At 60.4% G+C, this 16907-nt stretch carries 16 protein-coding genes; 3 read left to right on the forward strand and 13 right to left on the reverse strand.

The window, feature by feature from the left end; genetic code table 11:
• Window positions 1-3: 3 nt before the first annotated feature.
• A complete protein-coding gene (gene lpxK / locus WCA10_RS00950; protein ID WP_472820604.1) occupies window positions 4-1005 on the reverse strand; it encodes a tetraacyldisaccharide 4'-kinase in 1002 nt (333 codons plus the stop codon).
• Complete coding sequence (locus tag WCA10_RS00955) at window positions 1002-2351, reverse strand: 3-deoxy-D-manno-octulosonic acid transferase (protein WP_472820605.1); 1350 nt, start codon at window positions 2349-2351, stop codon at window positions 1002-1004. Before WCA10_RS00955 ends, lpxK begins: the two co-directional genes overlap by 4 nt.
• A gap of 56 nt (window positions 2352-2407) precedes the next feature.
• Between WCA10_RS00955 and WCA10_RS00960 the strand changes: the two genes are divergently transcribed.
• On the forward strand, window positions 2408-3058 hold the full coding sequence (locus WCA10_RS00960) for a hypothetical protein (RefSeq protein ID WP_472820606.1): 651 nt from the start codon (window positions 2408-2410) through the stop codon (window positions 3056-3058).
• Window positions 3059-3084: 26 nt separating this feature from the next.
• Window positions 3085-3666 (forward strand): DNA-3-methyladenine glycosylase I, encoded by a 582-nt coding sequence (locus WCA10_RS00965; protein WP_472820607.1) that lies wholly within the window; start codon window positions 3085-3087, stop codon window positions 3664-3666.
• An 87-nt stretch (window positions 3667-3753) separates the two neighbouring features.
• Here WCA10_RS00965 and queD read toward each other — a convergent pair whose 3' ends face one another.
• The 4 genes from queD to WCA10_RS00985 all read right to left on the reverse strand — a co-directional run bounded on the left by queD (window position 3754) and on the right by WCA10_RS00985 (window position 7257).
• The gene (gene queD / locus WCA10_RS00970; protein WP_472820608.1) at window positions 3754-4131 is read right to left on the reverse strand and encodes a 6-carboxytetrahydropterin synthase QueD; all 378 of its coding nucleotides are present in this window, start codon (window positions 4129-4131) and stop codon (window positions 3754-3756) included.
• A gap of 97 nt (window positions 4132-4228) precedes the next feature.
• On the reverse strand, window positions 4229-4507 hold the full coding sequence (locus tag WCA10_RS00975; protein ID WP_472820609.1) for a hypothetical protein: 279 nt from the start codon (window positions 4505-4507) through the stop codon (window positions 4229-4231).
• 43 nt (window positions 4508-4550) lie between these two features.
• Window positions 4551-5195 (reverse strand): bifunctional nicotinamidase/pyrazinamidase, encoded by a 645-nt coding sequence (pncA, locus tag WCA10_RS00980; RefSeq protein ID WP_472820610.1) that lies wholly within the window; start codon window positions 5193-5195, stop codon window positions 4551-4553.
• Window positions 5196-5247: 52 nt separating this feature from the next.
• Window positions 5248-7257, reverse strand: coding sequence for an ATP-dependent DNA helicase (locus WCA10_RS00985; protein ID WP_472820611.1), 2010 nt, complete (start codon window positions 7255-7257; stop codon window positions 5248-5250).
• Between the two features lie 191 nt (window positions 7258-7448).
• On the opposite strand from WCA10_RS00985, the gene der reads away from it, so the two are divergent.
• The gene (der, locus tag WCA10_RS00990; protein ID WP_472820612.1) at window positions 7449-8939 is read left to right on the forward strand and encodes a ribosome biogenesis GTPase Der; all 1491 of its coding nucleotides are present in this window, start codon (window positions 7449-7451) and stop codon (window positions 8937-8939) included.
• 84 nt (window positions 8940-9023) lie between these two features.
• On the opposite strand, the gene WCA10_RS00995 is transcribed toward der, so the two are convergent.
• The 7 genes from WCA10_RS00995 to WCA10_RS01025 form a co-directional block, all read right to left on the reverse strand.
• Window positions 9024-9584 (reverse strand): carboxymuconolactone decarboxylase family protein, encoded by a 561-nt coding sequence (locus tag WCA10_RS00995; RefSeq protein WP_472820613.1) that lies wholly within the window; start codon window positions 9582-9584, stop codon window positions 9024-9026.
• Between the two features lie 37 nt (window positions 9585-9621).
• Window positions 9622-10197: a carboxymuconolactone decarboxylase family protein gene (locus WCA10_RS01000; protein ID WP_472820614.1), complete on the reverse strand. Its 576-nt coding sequence runs from the start codon at window positions 10195-10197 to the stop codon at window positions 9622-9624.
• A 66-nt stretch (window positions 10198-10263) separates the two neighbouring features.
• Window positions 10264-11622: an APC family permease gene (locus tag WCA10_RS01005; protein WP_472820615.1), complete on the reverse strand. Its 1359-nt coding sequence runs from the start codon at window positions 11620-11622 to the stop codon at window positions 10264-10266.
• Between the two features lie 105 nt (window positions 11623-11727).
• Window positions 11728-13704, reverse strand: a complete 1977-nt coding sequence (locus WCA10_RS01010; RefSeq protein WP_472820616.1) for a M1 aminopeptidase family protein — start codon at window positions 13702-13704, stop codon at window positions 11728-11730.
• Window positions 13701-14507, reverse strand: a complete 807-nt coding sequence (gene rlmB, locus WCA10_RS01015) for a 23S rRNA (guanosine(2251)-2'-O)-methyltransferase RlmB (RefSeq protein ID WP_472820617.1) — start codon at window positions 14505-14507, stop codon at window positions 13701-13703. Before rlmB ends, WCA10_RS01010 begins: the two co-directional genes overlap by 4 nt.
• 21 nt (window positions 14508-14528) lie before the next feature.
• A complete protein-coding gene (locus WCA10_RS01020; RefSeq protein WP_472820618.1) occupies window positions 14529-15209 on the reverse strand; it encodes a YdeI/OmpD-associated family protein in 681 nt (226 codons plus the stop codon).
• 925 nt (window positions 15210-16134) lie between these two features.
• On the reverse strand, window positions 16135-16635 hold the full coding sequence (locus WCA10_RS01025; protein ID WP_472820619.1) for a P-loop nucleotide/nucleoside kinase family protein: 501 nt from the start codon (window positions 16633-16635) through the stop codon (window positions 16135-16137).
• Window positions 16636-16907: the final 272 nt, after the last annotated feature.

The raw sequence follows: 16907 nt of genomic DNA on the forward strand, positions 1-16907 counted from the left end.
TTCTCACAGCGACTGAAGTGTTTGGTTCGTACGTAACGTGCAGGCAAGCCATTCGGAAACTTGCGATTCATCCTCTATGGTGAGCGTGAGGCGTGCGGCTTTGAGCGGAAGCGAAGATGGAAATGCTGATGCGAGGCTGGCTAGCCGAACTTCATCTTTCTCGGTTGTGATGAAGGAGGTGGCCGCCTTGGAACGAGCAGTCGCGATGAGCTTCTCGATGTCGCGGGGCGTATAGCGATGGTGGTCTGGAAATTGAACTCGAGAAGCGAGTGAAATGCCGTCAGCTTCGAGACCAGCAAAGAACTGGCTGGGCCGCGCGATGCCGCAGAAGGCGACTACAGGGCCTGAGACCTGCGGAATTTCCATGCGGCGGCGAATCCGCCAGATCGGACCGGTCCAACCCCAAGCGCGGAGCTCGCCTTCAAATGCGGAATCTTCTTTCGGGATGGCGAGCGCGCTGGCCCGCCTGACTGCATTCAACGTCTCGCGAAGATTTCCCACGGGCAGAAGGTGGTCGTGCCAGTCTTCACGGTTGACGAGAAGGATGTCGATGTCACGAGAAAGTTGGCGGTGCTGAAAGCCGTCGTCGAGGATATGAGCCTGCGGTGAGCCCGCGTCGCTGGACGTATTTGATTCGGCGAGAAGGCCGGCATCGTAGCGCTCCGCGGCGACATAGACGGGCACACCTGCTTCGCGTGCGATCAACAAAGGCTCATCGCCATATTGTTCGGCTGTGCCATGAGGGAGGACGCGGGCAGGCTCACCGCTGCTGCGGCCGTAACCGCGCGAGAGTACGTCGACGTGAAAGCCGCGCGCGGAAAGCAGGCGCGCCAAGGTGATGGTGAACGGCGTTTTACCGGAGCCGCCGGTGGAGAGATTGCCGATGCTGATGACGGGGTTTCGCAGGCGCCGGATTGGCTCCCAGCCGCGACTGAGGCGAAGTTCACGCAACGCAAGACCGGCGGCGTAGAGCGGTATCAGCGGCAGCATCAAGGGACGTCTCATATCGAGCCCTCGATTTTTGCTGATCGGCTGAGTTCTTGCAGCACTTCCGAAGAAGGGTCAAGAATCTTTTGCAACACCGCGATGGAACGTGCAGTTGCGCCAGCCTGCTGCTCGAAGACATGGCGGGCGCGCTCGCCCATCGCCTGGGCATCGCTCGGATTGGAGAGCAGGACCGCGATGGAATCTGCCAGCTCGTCTCTGGAAGCAATGCGAATGGCATTGTGAGCGCGAAGATCGTCGGTGATTGCGCGAAAATTTGCGTAGTGCGGCCCCATGACGATGGGCACGGCGAATTGAGCAGGCTCGAGCGGGTTGTGTCCCCCGGCAGGGTCGAGGCTGCCGCCCACAAAGGCGACGGCCGCGAGGGAATACACAGACGCCAGTTCACCGATGGTATCGAGCAAAACAATCTGACCGGGCGTGAGCGGCGCGATGGCATTCGTTGAGTTTCTATCCCAGTCCGAGCGTTTGTTCCACACCATGCCGGAATTCTGAAGGAGAGCAGAAACGACTGAAAAGCGCTCGGGATGCCGCGGGGCGAGCACCATAACAAGGTTAGGCTCCTTCGCCAGCAAGCGCGGCCATGCCTCCAGCATCGCCGCCTCTTCGCCTTCCAGCGTGCTTCCGGCAACGAGAAAGCGAAAGTTTTCGCCGAGGACCTTTAAACGTCTCGTCGCCTCGGCTTCCTTAGCCGCGCGCACGTCGAATTTCAAATTGCCAGAGACGCTTGTGCTTTGCGGATCACATCCAAGAGCGATCAGACGCTGGGCGTCGACTTCGGTTTGCGCCAGTACCTGCGTCAGGCGGCCGAGGATCGGTCGCCACAAACGGCGCAGCATCTGGTAACGCGGCCACGAGCGGTCGGAGATGCGGGCATTGACAACCACGACTGGAATATCGCGGCGGAAGCAGACGTTCAGCAGGTTGGGCCAGAACTCTGTCTCTGCAAGGATCAACATGCGGGGCTGGAGTGCTCTGAGGTATGCGCGCACAGCCCAAGGGAGGTCGAGCGGGCAATAGAAGACGTGTTCGGACCCAAAGCGCGTGCGTGCCAACTCCTGGCCCGTCCGCGTTGTGGTGGAGATGAAGATGCGGTATCCGAAAAGGGCAGCTTCGATCTCCTGCACGAGGCGGCTGACGGCGAGCACTTCGCCCACCGAAACGGCGTGGAGCCAAATGACCGGCTTGTCTCCTGCTCCGGCGACTCTTAGCCTCTGCGGCACGCTCCCCAGCCGCTCGGCCAGTCCCTCACGATACTTTTGCGTGGTCGCCATGCGCCAAAGCCACCACGGAGCGCCGGCCACCAGGGCCGCGAGCAGCGCGAGGTTATAGAAAAAGAGAACCATGCGAGACGGAATTCGCCTTCCCCCGGTCTAACCCTCAAATGATACAGTCGAGCACGATGAGGGTCGCTTGCACGCTCCCGCTTCTGGTCATTGGGCTGGCCGCAATAGCCCGCGCCAGCAATCACACGGCGCCGCCCGTGCAGCCGGCGACCACCTATCCGGCGGTCGAGGTCCACGAAAAAGAGCATGTCGCGATCGCGGTTGAGCCGTACGACACGAAGGAAAAGGAATCCATATTCCGCGTCGACTACCTGGCTCATGGCGTGATGCCGGTGCGGCTCATCGTTACAAACCTGGGCGACAAGCCGATCTCGCTGCGGGATGCGCGCATTCTCTTCTACACCGCAGGCGGCGACAAGATCCAGGCGGCTGAGCCGGAAGATGTGGAGCGGCTGATGACGCGTGCGGAACGCGAGGGCAAGAAGATTCCTCTACCCGGACCACTGCCTCCGATCAAGATGAAGCCGAAGGCCAGCAATAAGGAGGTCGAGGAAGACTTTGACCAGTTCGAATACCAGGCGCTGGTGGTGGAGCCGCATACTACGCGCGCTGGATTTCTGTTTTACGATGTTTCGCAACTGGATCATCCGCTGCAGGGCGCCAAGATGCACCTGCATGAATTGCGCAACGCAGACGGCGAAGAGCTCTTCTACTTTGAGATTCCATTCGATCTCTATTTGAAGTCGAAGTCGAAAGAGATGAATTAGCGGGATCTTCCCTTTAACATGCGGATATGAAAGAGAAACTTCGCTGTCATTGGGCTGAGAGCGATCCGCTGCTGCGCGCCTACCACGATGAAGAGTGGGGCGTGCCGGAATTTGACAGCAGAGCGCTGTGGGAACTGCTGATGCTGGAGGGATTTCAGGCGGGGCTTGCGTGGATTACCGTTCTGCGCAAGCGCGATGAATTCAGGAAAGCATTCAGACAGTTCGACCCGGGGAAGGTCGCCAAGTTCAAGGAAGCCGATATTGAAAGGCTGATGCGGAACGCGGGAATCATCCGTGCTCGCGCGAAAATCGAGGCGACTATCCAGGGCGCGCGGATCTTCCGCGCAATGAAGGATGACGGCTTGGATTTTTCAGCGTGGGCGTGGGGGTTTGTGGGTGGAAAGCCGATTCAGAATTCCGGGCCTTTACCGGCGGAGTCTGCCCTCTCGGTCAAGATTTCGAAAGAGCTGAAGCTTCGGGGGTTCAAGTTTGTCGGGCCGGTGATTGTGTATGCGTGGATGCAGGCGGCGGGGATGGTGAACGATCACTCGGCGGAGTGTTTTCGGCGCAACGTCTGCGCGAACTTGGGCCGCGGGCGCAAGAGATAAAAGGTTTGCATTCATCGGCGAAAGGCAACTGCAGGTTCCTCCACTCACTTCGCTCGGTCGGAATGACAGAGCTTGCCCGCTAACAGACTATTCAAAGTAAGTAGCCGTGGTGGTGTCGGTCTCCCAGATGGTGCAGTCCTTCACGCGGACGCGGCCTTTGGTCATCTCGGCGAGCTGCTCGTTGGTCTGGTCGTAAAAAAACTTCGCGATATTCTCGGCCGAGGGATTGAGCACGGTGAATGGCTCGAGCTCGTTGAGCATCTGGTGGTCGATGCGGTCGATGACGGGGCGCATCACCTGCTTGAGCAATTTGAAGTCGAGCAGCAGGCCGGCCTCGTCGAGTTCCTTGCCATGGAGTGTGACGCGCACCTTGTAGTTGTGCCCGTGCGGATTTTCGCACTTGCCACGATAGTTGCGAAGGTAGTGCCCGGAGGAAAATCCGCCCTCCACGGTAACTTCAAACATCAGCGATCACGTCCTGTTGCGGAGTGGTCCCCGCCTGTGTTCATTTTAATTCTTTTGGCAACGATGCCATCTCACAATGCCTACAAGATCTTTGGAATCAATCTTCATCAAGCGGACGGGGTGTGTCTCTGCGTTTGCGGCGCGCATCCTGGCGCTGCTGCTCGGTGCGGCGGTCAACTTGCTCGAAGAGGTTGCTCATGACGGCGATCAAGGCGCAAGCGAGGGCCGCGAGCATCATCAGCAGCGCAACGATGCGCCACAGAGAGCCGTTAGCGGGCAGGCCGGGCTGAAAGCTTGATGGAACGAACGTCATGCCCGCCGCAACGAGAGCGAAGAAGCCGAGCGCGGCGGCGAGGATGTAGAAGTTGCGCGACATGCGAATGGGCCTGCTGAAGATTTTACGTGCTGCGGCTGTGGGATCAGTGGGCGAGGTCGGCGGTGTTGATCAGCTGAACGCCGGTGTCGGCGAATTCGCGCTCGATGGCGGCGACGGAGCCGTTGAGGTCGATGGCGCGGCAGGCGTCGCGCAGGATAATGGCGTCGAGGCCGAGGCGGCGTGCATCGAGAGCGGAGTAGCCGACGCAATAGTCGTAGGCGAGGCCGGCAAGAAAAACGCGGTTGAGACCGCGTTCGCGTAAGTATCCGGCAAGACCGGTCGGGGTGGTGCGGTCATTCTCGAAGAAGGCGGAGTAGGAGTCGATTGCGCGGCGGAAGCCTTTGCGCAGGATGAGTTCGGCGCGGGTTAATTCGAGCGAGGAGTGGAAGTCGGCGCCGGGGGTGCCCTGAACGCAGTGATCGGGCCAGAGGGTTTGTTCGCCGTAGCTGAGTTCGATCTGCTCGTAGGGCTTTTTGCCGGGGTGGACGGATGCGAAGGAATTGTGGTCGGGGCTGTGCCAGTCCTGGGTGAGGATGATGTGTTGAAAATGCTCCGCGGCGTGATGGATCGGCTCGATGACGGTGTCGCCGTCGGCAACGGCGAGCGCACCACCGGGGCAGAAGTCGTTTTGCAGGTCGATGACTAAGAGGACGTCGGTGGGGGTGATTTGCATGACGAAATGGAACAACCGCAGATCCTTCGGCTTCGCCTCAGGATGACAGAGCTAACCAATCAATACTTTAACTGCTGAAGAACGCCTCGACATCCGTGATTGTTGCGGTCATGCGGTAGGGCGGAAGACTCGCCAGAAACGTCTGGCCGTAGCGTTGTTTTCTTATTCTTGGGTCGAGGAGAACTAACACGCCGCGATCTTCAAGGGAGCGGATCAGACGGCCGAAGCCTTGCTTGAGCGTGAGCACGGCGGAGGGAACCTGGTAGTCGAAGAAGGGCTTGCCGCCGGCTTCTTCGATGGCTTTCATGCGGGCTTGCACAACGGGATCGCTGGGAACGGCGAAGGGCAGACGGTCGATGATGACGCAACTCAGCGCTTCGCCCTGCACGTCGACGCCTTGCCAAAAACTGGATGTGCCGAAGAGAACGGCGTTGGGCGTGGAGCGGAATTCCTCGAGCAGTGCTTTGCGCGGGGCGGTGCCGTGGAGCAGGATGGGAAAATCGAGCACGGGCAGGAGGCGTTCGTAGAGATCGCGCATCTGGGCGTAGCTGGTGAAGAGACAGAAGGCGCGGCCTTTCGAAAGCTCGAGCACGCGGCGGATGCAGTTGGCGGCGGCTTCGGGGAATTCAGGATCGCGCGGGTCGGGCATGTTGGGCGGCAGGTAGAGGAGAGCCTGTTCGCCGTAACGAAAGTGCGACGGCACGACGAGTTCGCGCGCTTCCGTCATGCCGAGACGCTTGCGGATGTGCTCGAAGCCTCCCTGGACGGTGAGGGTGGCCGATGTGAGGATGGCGGTGGGGATGGTTTCGAAGACTAGCTCGTGGAGCAGTTCCGATACGTCAATGGGCGTGGCCTGGAGAAACGTGTGGCGGGTTTGCGATCGCATGCCTCCGCGAGCGGAAGAGCCGGACTTGTCGGCGTTCATGCTGCCGACGATGCGGCGTTCGAGCCAGTAGACCATGTTGCTGGAATTGGATTCGAGCAGGAACTCGAGCTCGGTGCGGAGGCGGGCTACGCGCTTGCACAGGCCGGGGGCTTCGTCGATGTCGGTGAGCAGCTCCATCTCGGACTCGAGCAGGCGCAGGGTGTTGCGCAGCGAGAGGTAGAGGTCGCCCGAGGTTTCGAGGAATTCTTCGCGATTGTCGAAGGGCTGACGGCCATCGCCATTGCTCGGCAGGTTGGAAAAGAACATGCGCGCGCGGTCGCGCAGTTGCTGTGTTGAGGCGGGCATCTTTTCCGCGCCCGCTTTGCCGCGCAGGAGAACGTCAGTGTCGCGCGCCAGCTCTTCAAATCGGATATTCGAAACCGACAGGCCGAAGTAGCTGGACGCGACCTCTTCCAGCTCGTGCGCTTCATCGAAAACAACGGCGGCTGCCTCGGGAAGGATGCCCGCGTCTGGTGCGCCAGAGGCTTGCTGTTTGACGGCGAGGTCGGCGAAGAAGAGGTGGTGGTTGACGATGATGATGTCGGACTCGAGGGCGCGGCGCCGCATCTCGGTGATGAAGCAGCGGCGATAGTCCGGGCAGGTTGAGCCGAGGCAGGCGTCGCTGCGCGCGTCGAGCTTGTGCCAGAGAGCGCTCGACTCAGGCAGTTCGGAAAGCTCGGAGCGATCGCCGGTTTCGGTCGACTTCTCCCACTCGGCGATCTGGCGATACTGGTCGATCTCTTCGAGTCCCGACAGGATCGGCTGATCGCGCAGGGCGACGAGCTTGTGGCGGCAGAGGTAGTTGGCGCGGCCTTTCATGTAGCAGACGCGCAAATCGCCGAGTAGCGTCTCGAGAAACGGCACGTCGCGGAAGAAGAGCTGGTCCTGCAGCGCCTTTGTGCCCGTGGAAACGATGATGCGCTGGCCGGTGCGCAGGGCGGGCAGAAGGTAGGCAAGGGTTTTGCCGGTGCCGGTGCCGGCCTCGACGATCAGATGGCGGCGCTCAGAAAGCGCGCGCTCGACGGACTTGGCCATTTCGAGTTGCCCAGGGCGGTACTCGTAGGGCAAAGGCGAACGGGACAGGATGCCGCCGGGCGCGAAGAACTCGTGGAGAGTGGGCAAGGTTCGGGTTGAGGTTTGGGAGGAGGCCATCGGCGGCAGGTGCTGGTTCCATCATAGGTCCTGAAGACGTTGAGGGTCAGCGTAGATGTCCTTGTGCAATCGTCTGGGAATGCATAAGACCCACTTATCGCGAAAAGCCGCCGACCCAGAGGGTACCCCGATGGGGCACAGCCCTTCTTCGACGATAGACTGGAAGAGATGTCCTGGATTTGGAGAACGCTTTGCCAACGTATCGCAGATCGGTAATTCCCGCGCGGCCTGGAGCGGAAGCGCTTCCGCTTGTAGCAATCGTGGGGCGACCCAACGTGGGCAAGTCAACGCTGTTCAACCGGTTGACGAAGAGTCGGCGGTCGATTGTCGGCGACGAGCCGGGGATTACGCGGGACCGCATCTACGGCGAATACGAATGGATGGGGCGGCGCTTTCGATTGGTGGATACGGGCGGGATCGTTCCGGACGACCCGGAGCTGATTCCTACAGAGATTTATAACCAGGCGAAGGTAGCGCTCAGGGAAGCGCAGGCGCTGGTGATGGTGGTGGATGCGCGCACCGAGCTGGCCAGTCCGGATTACGACCTGGTGCGGCTGCTGGGACGCAGCAAGAAACCTGTGTTTCTGGCGGTGAACAAGATCGAGGGCGAGGCCATGGCCTATGCCGCCGAGAATTTCAGGCAGCTTGGCATCAAGAACGTGTACGCCATCAGCGCCGAGCACGCGTTGGGCATCGGCGATCTACTGGATGCGATCTCAGAAGCCATTCCAACTACACAAGCGGAGACCGCAGAGGAAATTGCCGAAGAAGCCGAGATCTCCGAGGGCGGCCCGCTCGAAACGGGCGAGGACGACGAATCCCAAAAGCGACTGATTCGTACACACGGCGAATTTGAGCAACGTGAGACGGCGATTGCAATCATCGGGCGGCCCAATGTGGGCAAGTCCACGCTGTTGAATGCGCTGACGGGAACTTCGCGCGCCATTGTGTCGCCGATTGCCGGCACGACGCGCGATGCGGTGGACGAGGCGATCGAGTTTGAGGGCGACACTCTGCGCTTTGTGGATACGGCGGGCATCCGGCGCAAGGGAAAGACGCACCTGATGGCCGAAAAGATGAGCGTGGTGATGGCGCGGCGGCACCTGGAAGCGGCGGATGTTGCTCTGCTGGTGATCGATGCGACGGAAGGTGTGACGGGGGCTGACGCGACCATCGGCGGCTATGCGCACGAAAGTGGGCGTAGCGTCATCATCATCGTGAACAAGTGGGATGCGGTGACGACGGGACGCACGGATGGGAAACCCGCGGCAGATCGCGAGATCTTCGAACAGCAGCTTCGTCGAGCGTTGAAGTATCTGGATTATGCGCCGGTGATTTTTCTTTCGGCACTCGAAGTGAAGGGAATGCCGCGCGTTCTCAAAGAAGTAAAGTCAGTGGCGGCGGAGCGGCGCAAGCGCGTGACGACCGGGCAGATGAACCGGTTTCTCGAAAAGATTGATTTTCAGCGAGCGCCAGTGCCAATGGCCAAGCGCATCAGGATCTTTTATATGACGCAGGCAGCGGTGGCGCCGCCCACATTTGTGTTGTTTACGGATCGCGACATCAAATTACATTTTGCTTTCGAGCGTTTTCTGGAGAATCAGATTCGCGAGGCTTTTGGATTCAAGGGGACGCCGATCTGGTTCAAGGTGAAGGCGAGGAACGCGGAGACTAGGGACTAGGGAATCCAAATACAATATGCCGCGCGCGGCAAATCTTTCCCGATGCACTGGATATGCAACTGTTTGGTTGCCTTTTCCCGATAATCAGGATGCGGTGACGGGGTGGCGGATTGAGGGCTTGGTGTAGCCTTCTTCGGCGAGATGCTTTCCCATCTGCGCGTACATGCCGGGATCGGTCGGTTGCACGGTGGCGAGTCCGTCGACATAGCGGTTGTACATAGAGAACGCCGCGGCGATCAGGACCGTGTCGTGGATTTCGAGGTCGGTCGCGCCGAGGGCACGCGCTGCCTTCACGTCCTGCTCCGTAACCAGCTTGCCATCCTGCTGGACTTTTCCGGCGATGGTGAGCAGGGCCTTGAGTTTGGCGCTGATGGGCGCGGCGAGGAAGTTCGACTTCACCTTCTCGACGACGGACGCGTCTCCGAGATGATTTGCAGCCGCCGCGCCATGGCTCAATGCGCAAAAGGTCGTGCAGTTGCGCGATGAGACATAGGTGGCAATCAGTTCGCGTTCGCCGGGGGCGAGCGAATTGGGCTGGTGAAGCAGGATGTCGGCGAGCTCACGCATGGGCTTCGCCGTCTCGGGACGATAGGTGAATCCGGCGCTGATGCCGGGATAGCCTTCGGGAAGATTGATGTGCGGCATGTGTAACCTCCAGGGATCAGGGGTCAGGGATCAGTGTTCAACTGTGAACTTCTTCGGCTTTGCCGAGGTACTCCTTGCTGGTGTTGACGTAGCCATTGCGGGCAACCATGCGGCCACGTTCGCGGTAAAGGGCTTCGTCGTCGGGCTGGACGGTGCCGAGGCCATCGACGTAGCGGTTGTACATGCAGAAGGCGGCGGCGATCAGGACGGTGTCATGAATCTCCAGATCGGTGGCGGCCAGGTTGCGAGCGGCTTCAACGTCGGCGGCGGTAACGAGCTTTCCATCCTTCTGGACCTTGCCGGCGATGACGAGGAGCGCTTTGAGCTTTTGACCGATATTGGCCTGGGTGAAGTCAGTCTTGACCTGTTTGACCAGCGCTTCATCACCGTCAAGATGTGCAGCGGCGATCGCGCCGTGGATGCTGGCGCAGAAATGCGTGCAGTTGCGGCTGGAGACGTAGGTAGCGATAAGTTCGCGCTCGCCTTTACTCAATGTGCTTGGTCCGGTGAGCAGGATTTCGACGAGATCGTTGAGAGGACGCGCCGTTTCAGGCCGAAACGCCATCGCGCCGCGAATGCCGATGTGTTCAGGGGGTAGCGGAATGTGGGGCATGGGATTCTCCAGGTGTAAGTCTTCAGTTGTCAGTTATCAGTGACTAGTTGGGGCTTTTCTTATGGATCAGGGAGAGATGGAATCGGCTGCGATGGGGGATGGCATTTCGCCGCGCTTGGTCAGGAGCCAGCGGACAGGGAGGCCCAGGAGGACGACGCCAGCACCGAGAAGTGCGGAGCCGGGGTTGTGCATCAGAAGCATGATGGCAAGCAAGCTACTGCCCGCGATGAAGACGATGGGAGCGACCGGAAACCACCAGCGGCGTACGGGCGTAATGGACCGAAACAGTGTTGCAACGGTGAGGGCGAGAAAGACGACGGCGGAAAAGATGATGTATGCAAGGATTTGGTCAAAGGCGCCAAGCATCAGGACAAGAAGGGCCATGCCGGTTTGCAACAGGACCGCGTTGGCCGGCGTGCCGGAGCGCGGATGCAGGCGCGCAAATGCGGGAAGAAGTCCGCCACGCTTTGTGCCTCCCGCTTCACCGAGGGCGAGTGCATAGGTGACGCGCGGCACGGCCATGCTAAGCACGGACAGGCCGCCGAAGACGCAGAGCACGACGCACATCGAAAGAACGCGGCTTCCGGCAGAACCGAAGAGCGCCTGGCCAAACACGGCGACGAAGGCAGTGTTGGACTGAATCTGTTGCATGGGAACCACGGCAACAAACGCAAAGCTGAGCAGCAGGTAGATTGCCGTCACGATCAGCACTCCGCCGGAAAAGGCAACCGGGAGGTTGCGCGATGGGTTGCGGACCTCGCCAGCGATCTTTCCGGCTTCCCACCAGCCGCCGAAGCAGAAGAAGGCGCTGATCGTAGCTCCAGCGATGGCATCGATCAAGGGATCGGAACCGGCTCGACGCGCGGTGATCGGAGAGACGTTGGCCATGGTCGCGTGTCCGGAAAGCAGCGCCCAGCCGACCAAGGCTGCGAGGACAGGAACTTTGAGCCAGTTGAGCGCAGTCATCACGCCGCTGTTAAATCCTGCGCCGAAGTAGTTGAGTGCGCCGAGTGTGATCAGAATCAAAGCGGGGAGGGCTTTTGCTATTGGGGCGGATACGGGAAGAAGGGCCTGCAAATAAGGAACGGTGCCGACAGAGAGGGCAGCGGCCACACCGGGGTACATGACGATGGCGGCCATCCAGCCGTACAGAAAGGCGACGCGCGCGCCGAAGCCACGGCGGAGATAGAGATATTCGCCGCCGTCGTGCGGATTGCGGATGGCAAGTTCTGTGAAACAGAGAGCCCCGGCCAGTGTGAGCAGCGCCATGCCGCACCAGACAGCGGCGAGCAGCGCGGGCGAGCCGAGCGAGCGGGCCATGCCGGCGGGCGTGAGGAAAATGCCGAGCGAGATGGCTTCGCCGGTGACGACCGCCGTGGCCGCCCACACGCCCATCTGCCGTTTGGTTTGGGGGAGGGCCTCCATGGTTTGCCAATCCTAAGGATCCGATCCATGCCGGCGCATCAATCTTTGGATGGAGGTGACTGGACTGGTCGAGAGTGTTGATCGAGTGCGGATGCAGATCTGCGGCTACTGCGGCGCGGCGATTGCCGGTTCGGATTCCGGTTGCTGATCAAGATGCGTTATGTGGAGGCTCGCCTGGGTTTCCGGAACGGTTCCGTCATTCACCTGGGCCTCAGTCGGTTTGCCTTGCACGAGCAGGCGGGGCGTGACCGTTCCGCGGGCAGGAATAAAAACGCGCTCGGTCGTGGTGTTCGTCGCTGAGCGCACGGTGACGGGTACTTCGGCGGCAGCATAGCCAGCGTTGGAGATGGTGACTGAGACGAGCCAGTTCCCGGATTGCACGGCGTTGGGAAAGACCTTGTCGACGGAGAGATCGGGCAGGCCGTGGTCGGCGTCGATCCAATCGGCAAAGAGCCACTTGAGATTCGCCCTGGGTGCGGCGGACATCAGGGCTGCCTGAAACGAGGCCGATGGATCACTGCCGGCTGGGTTTGCGCCCTTGTCGGAGGCGGCGTTGAATGCCTGGAGAGCGGTAGCAAGCGCATCGTCGCCGACGAGGTCGCGGAGCATCCACAGAATGTATGCGGCCTTGGTTCGATAGTAGAGGGGCGACGTGGCATGCGCGAGGGGCTGACCCGCACCTTCGCCGGGGCTGGGGGGTTCTTCAAGCGCAAGCGCCTGCCTGCCCGCCTCAAGCGTGCCCAGAGCCTGATCGCGACGGTGCAGGTGGTCGTCCCAGAGCGTACCCATGAAATTAGCTGTGCCTTCGTTGAGCCAGTAGGGATTGGGCGCCATCCATGCATGGGTCATGGCGTGCGCGAGCACGGAAGAAAGTTGATCAGACGGACCGCCGCGAACTGGAATTGCGAGCAACGGACCCGATTCCCAGGGCACATCCTCGGGATCCGGCAAATCGAGGACCGTGAGCTGCGTACGCGGAGTGGGACCGAGCCAGCGCTCGATCATGGGGGAAACAGTTGTTGCCGCAGTCAGCCAGTTTTGAGCGGCCGGTTCATCTTCAGGAACGGTGTAGACGGTGAGATGGGTGCCCGGATGAGCTGTTTCCGCGGCAACAAATAGGCTGGGCGACTCGAAAGTAAGCATGGTCGGACCGGAGTCGGCGGCGGCGATGCCCGGCAGGTCGGAATTCGCGGCCTGCGAATCGACAGTTTTCAGAGGGACGGCGTTGCCATTGACCACGGCTATCGTTGGCGCTTGACCATGGGGAAACTCTACGGTGAGGCGCAGGCGGAATTCAATTCCAGAGGCGCGAAGTTTTTGTCGGCCGATTTCGTCGAAGAGCCGCGCTCCATCGCCAAGGATCACAGGGACGCTGACGACGGGATACCAGACGACGTTGCCGAAGCCGCGCAGGCCTGTGAAGGTGGGGCTGATCTCATCCCAGTCGGAGTGAGAAGCGGAGTCCTCTGGCGTTCCTGCGGAGAGCAGGCGGCGCGCGGTGGCGACCACGGTGCCGGAGTAGATGACGTCGAGCTGAACTGTTGCGCCCGGGGCGAGCGGCTCGGCGAGAGGAATGACGGCTTCATGCAACTGACCGGTGTGGTCAGAGTCGGAGTTGATGGTGGCAATGGGGAAGGATACGTCGCGGCCGGCGATGCGCATGCGCTCCCAGTTGAGGGAAGAGGATATCTGCAGCGGAATGTGCAACAGCGGAGATGCGCCGGTGTTGCGTACGGTGACCAGCGCGCGTGCGGCGAGTTGCTGGGCGGTGGCGTTAAGGCGGACGTCGAGGTCAAGCGCGGTGATGCTGACGGACTTGCGGTCGGCGTCGTCGATGGTGGAGGTTGCGGGAGCGGCCGGTTTTGCTGCGGGGCCGGTGGTACTGACGGTGTCGCCGTTTGTGTCAAGGGAGCGCTGGAAGAGGACTTTGCCTGCGGGCTTGGCGGGCTGAGGCGTGGATTGGGGCGGGCCCGATGGATTGGCGGGACTGGGGTTCGCTGGAGTCTGGGCTTGATCGGGGACTGTGGCCGCGAGCGCGGCAAAGGAGGCGATCGCCAGCGCTCGGGCGAGGAACAACTTCATGAACCTAGGCCTTTCTGTTTCTTCTTGGACGCTGGAGCGCCGTCGTGGCGAGCGTCGGCGGGCTTACGAGCAGCGGCACGGCGTTGTCTTGCAGCTTCGTACAGAACGACGGCGCCGGCGGTGGAGACGTTGAGGGAGCTGACGCCACCAGCCATGGGGATGCGCAAGAGATGGTCGCAGGTGCGGCGTACAAGATCGTGGAGGCCGGCTCCTTCGCGGCCGAGGACCAGGACACAGTCGCCGGTAAGGTCGAACTGGTCGTAGTCGGATGCGCCGCGCTCGTCGAGGCCGATGACCCAGATGTTCTGCTGCTTCAACTCCTCCAATGCGCGGACGAGGTTGACTACGCGGGCGATGCGGAGATGTTCGGTGGCGCCGGCGCTGGCCTTCACCGCAACGGGACTCAACGGTGCGGAGCGGCGTTCGGTGAGGACGATGCCGTCGACACCGGCGCCGTCGGCAACGCGCAGGAGTGCGCCGAGGTTCTGCGGATCTTCTACGCCATCGAGAGCGAGCAGCAGACGCGGCTGCGAGGGATCGGGTGCGGTGAAGAGGTCTTCGATGGCCAGTAATTCCTGCGGGCGGACGAGCGCGACGACGCCCTGGTGGGCCGCGGTTCCGGCAAGATGCGTGAGCTGGTCGCGGGGTTCCTGGCGGACGCGGATACCTGCCTGTTTGCAATCGGCAACGAGACGGGCGAGGCGTTCGTCGTGGCGTTCGGCGGCGACCAGGACGTGATCGAATCGGCGCCGGCCGGCCTTGAGAGCCTCGGCCACCGGATGCACGCCGTAGAGGACTTCCATGTGTCTAGTGTAGATGGCGCGCTATGGAATCGACCGGCGGCGAGCCACGGCGAGGCAGCTTTCGATGGCTTTGGCGGCGCGGCGTTCGCGGCCTTCCACGGTTTGCGGATAGAAGATGCCGAGGAGATGATTTCTACGCTGGGTGGACGTCATCCGGTCCCAGCCCCGGCGGGCGTCGGGCTGACGCTGGAAGGCGGCGCGGAGGATGGGAGGCGGTTCCACTTCGCCGTCCATGGCGAGCATGAGGCTTTCGGCCATGGCTTCGGCGCGTTTGAGGCGCGTTTCGGCAGATTTGGCGTCGGCTATGAAGTTGGTAAAGCCCTTGCGCATGGAAGGGCTCATGGCATTGAAGAACTTTCTGAGATCGCGGTTGGTTTTGAGAATCTTCGCGAACTCCGGGGGGAGATCGATGACGAGTTCACCGAGGTCGGGAGAGAGCTTGATGAGGGCGCTTTCTCCGGCGCGGACCCGGGCCCCGGCCTGCATTTTTTTATTCACAATAAGGACGTGGCCCTGGCCTTTGGCGCCGGGAATCAGCGCGGTTTTGAACGCGAATCCGTTGATTTCGCCGAAGACGCGGCGGCTCTTCCACATCGGCCAGGCTTTCTTGAGGTCGAAGGGGATGCGGACGATGACCCAGCGGAGCGAGGTGCCGGTGGCTTCGAGAGGGGCGCGGAAGGATTTGGTGAGGTTGGCGTTCATGGGTTCAGGGGTCAGGGGTCAGGGTTCTGCAGTTCATAGTTTTGCAGATTTCGATGGGAGCTTCAGGTGGACTCGTGGTGGATGCAGCTCTGTCAGAGAGCGTGGACTCTAACAGTGGCACCCCCTATTATCCCATCTCTCAGGGTAAAGGTCTTGTTTACATCGGCTTGCAGATGAGGGTGGCGCTAAAGGCCTGTGTGGATTGGGGTTCGCTGTAGAGGTTTGTGCTTATTGGACTTAGCGGCTCGATCGCCCGATTCTTGCAAAGGTATGGAGGTGACGTGCTGGTTCGCGGAGATGGAGGTTTCAATCACGATTTCATTGTGCGCCGGAAGGGCATAATTGCCTGCAAAATGGGGGAAGTTTTTTGGCGAATGGAATGAGGGGGTTAGGAGAGATTTTCCTGGAGTGGGGCTTGACGAGTTAGCGGGGTTGGCGGGGTTGTGCGCGCTGTGGGGGTGTTTGTGGGGTTAGGAGGGTTCGTGGTTTCCCACGGCTCAGAATCGAGACATGGGGCACCTTCGATCATGGAAATAATAAGGGTGGAGATAGAGTCGGAGTGGACGGCGAGCCTTCGCGGCTACTGATTGCGACCCGCTCATCGCGATGAGGCCGCGATGAACGGGGCACAGGCTGGCGTTTTTTCGGATGCTCCACGAATGATAGGGGTGTTCATGACCGGGCCACCTGCCTAATATGCTCGAACATCTGGTTGGCATTTCCATCATAGTTCCGAGTTCCGAGAGGGTGGTGGGCAATCCAGATGTAGCGTGATCTGCCTCACGTTGGTTCTCGCTTGACGGTTATTCTCTCGGAGTTCGTCGAGGCCGGTCTCACCGGCGCCAAGATCTTGTAAGGGACTCTTGTATTTTTGACGATATGCCGCGGTTGGATGCGGACGAAGTTCGCGCCTTTTGGTTGCCGATCATCTTCCAATCAACTTACGTAGAATCTCGACGCTTTCCTTAACGCTTTTCCCTGCGGTCTCGATGACTAGATGCTCGCTGTTCCAGGTTTCATAATGGCGCGACACTACATCTTGCCAGCTTGGTAATTCAAGGCCGGAGATATCTGCAGAACGACCCTCTACCCGTCGGCGATGCTCTGCGAAATCTGAACAGGCAATCTCGACCTCGTAAAGTTTTGTCTGCGCACGTTGCCCGACTTTTCGCCAGGTGTCGCGCGTGATATATATCGGATTCACCGAATCTGCAAGCACGGAAATCCCTATTTTAAGATTCTCTTCGGCGATTGCGTAGGCCACGCGGTATCCCACGTCATCTAGAGAAACTGCGTTCCTTGCCCAGCTCCGAATGACTTGCTCTATCGAATCGATGCGAAGATGCATCGCCCCGATTTGTCCAGCCAATGCACGAGCAATGGTCGTTTTGCCAGTACCTGGCAGCCCGCCGAATATCAGTAGCATCTTTCCTTCAGTCTTGAGGTTCGGAATTGGCTGGAAGTCTACGCGAGCTAGGGAAGATTCTCAACTGATGACTCGACGGACAAGGCCTCCAACCGACCGCGAGGCACGACGCATTTTTGGGTTCCGGTTGTATCGTGGACGATCCGGAATGTATGGTCCGCCGCCGTTTTGCAAGCGAAAAGTGAGGATGACAGAATTGGTCTGCGCGAATGTATCCGGCCTTTGTTGGAGTAGCGAACTCCTGGCCTGAATGGGATGCGCTGCGCCCTCGT

Origin of the sequence: Occallatibacter sp. (genome assembly GCF_049582745.1) — a bacterium.
Taxonomy (GTDB): domain Bacteria; phylum Acidobacteriota; class Terriglobia; order Terriglobales; family Acidobacteriaceae; genus Telmatobacter.

Excerpts from the sequence above, each read along its gene's own strand:
- WCA10_RS01025 (WP_472820619.1), bottom strand. The coding sequence starts at position 16,635 with ATGCTACTGATATTCGGCGGGCTGCCAGGTACTGGCAAAACGACCATT.
- WCA10_RS01010 (WP_472820616.1), bottom strand. The coding sequence starts at position 13,704 with ATGAAGTTGTTCCTCGCCCGAGCGCTGGCGATCGCCTCCTTTGCCGCG.
- WCA10_RS00955 (WP_472820605.1), bottom strand. The coding sequence starts at position 2,351 with ATGGTTCTCTTTTTCTATAACCTCGCGCTGCTCGCGGCCCTGGTGGCC.
- rlmB (WP_472820617.1), bottom strand. The coding sequence starts at position 14,507 with ATGGAAGTCCTCTACGGCGTGCATCCGGTGGCCGAGGCTCTCAAGGCC.
- WCA10_RS00985 (WP_472820611.1), bottom strand. The coding sequence starts at position 7,257 with ATGGCCTCCTCCCAAACCTCAACCCGAACCTTGCCCACTCTCCACGAG.
- WCA10_RS00975 (WP_472820609.1), bottom strand. The coding sequence starts at position 4,507 with ATGTCGCGCAACTTCTACATCCTCGCCGCCGCGCTCGGCTTCTTCGCT.
- queD (WP_472820608.1), bottom strand. The coding sequence starts at position 4,131 with ATGTTTGAAGTTACCGTGGAGGGCGGATTTTCCTCCGGGCACTACCTT.
- WCA10_RS00995 (WP_472820613.1), bottom strand. The coding sequence starts at position 9,584 with ATGCCGCACATCAATCTTCCCGAAGGCTATCCCGGCATCAGCGCCGGA.
- WCA10_RS00965 (WP_472820607.1), top strand. The coding sequence starts at position 3,085 with ATGAAAGAGAAACTTCGCTGTCATTGGGCTGAGAGCGATCCGCTGCTG.
- WCA10_RS00960 (WP_472820606.1), top strand. The coding sequence starts at position 2,408 with ATGAGGGTCGCTTGCACGCTCCCGCTTCTGGTCATTGGGCTGGCCGCA.
- WCA10_RS01005 (WP_472820615.1), bottom strand. The coding sequence starts at position 11,622 with ATGGAGGCCCTCCCCCAAACCAAACGGCAGATGGGCGTGTGGGCGGCC.
- WCA10_RS01000 (WP_472820614.1), bottom strand. The coding sequence starts at position 10,197 with ATGCCCCACATTCCGCTACCCCCTGAACACATCGGCATTCGCGGCGCG.
- lpxK (WP_472820604.1), bottom strand. The coding sequence starts at position 1,005 with ATGAGACGTCCCTTGATGCTGCCGCTGATACCGCTCTACGCCGCCGGT.
- WCA10_RS01020 (WP_472820618.1), bottom strand. The coding sequence starts at position 15,209 with ATGAACGCCAACCTCACCAAATCCTTCCGCGCCCCTCTCGAAGCCACC.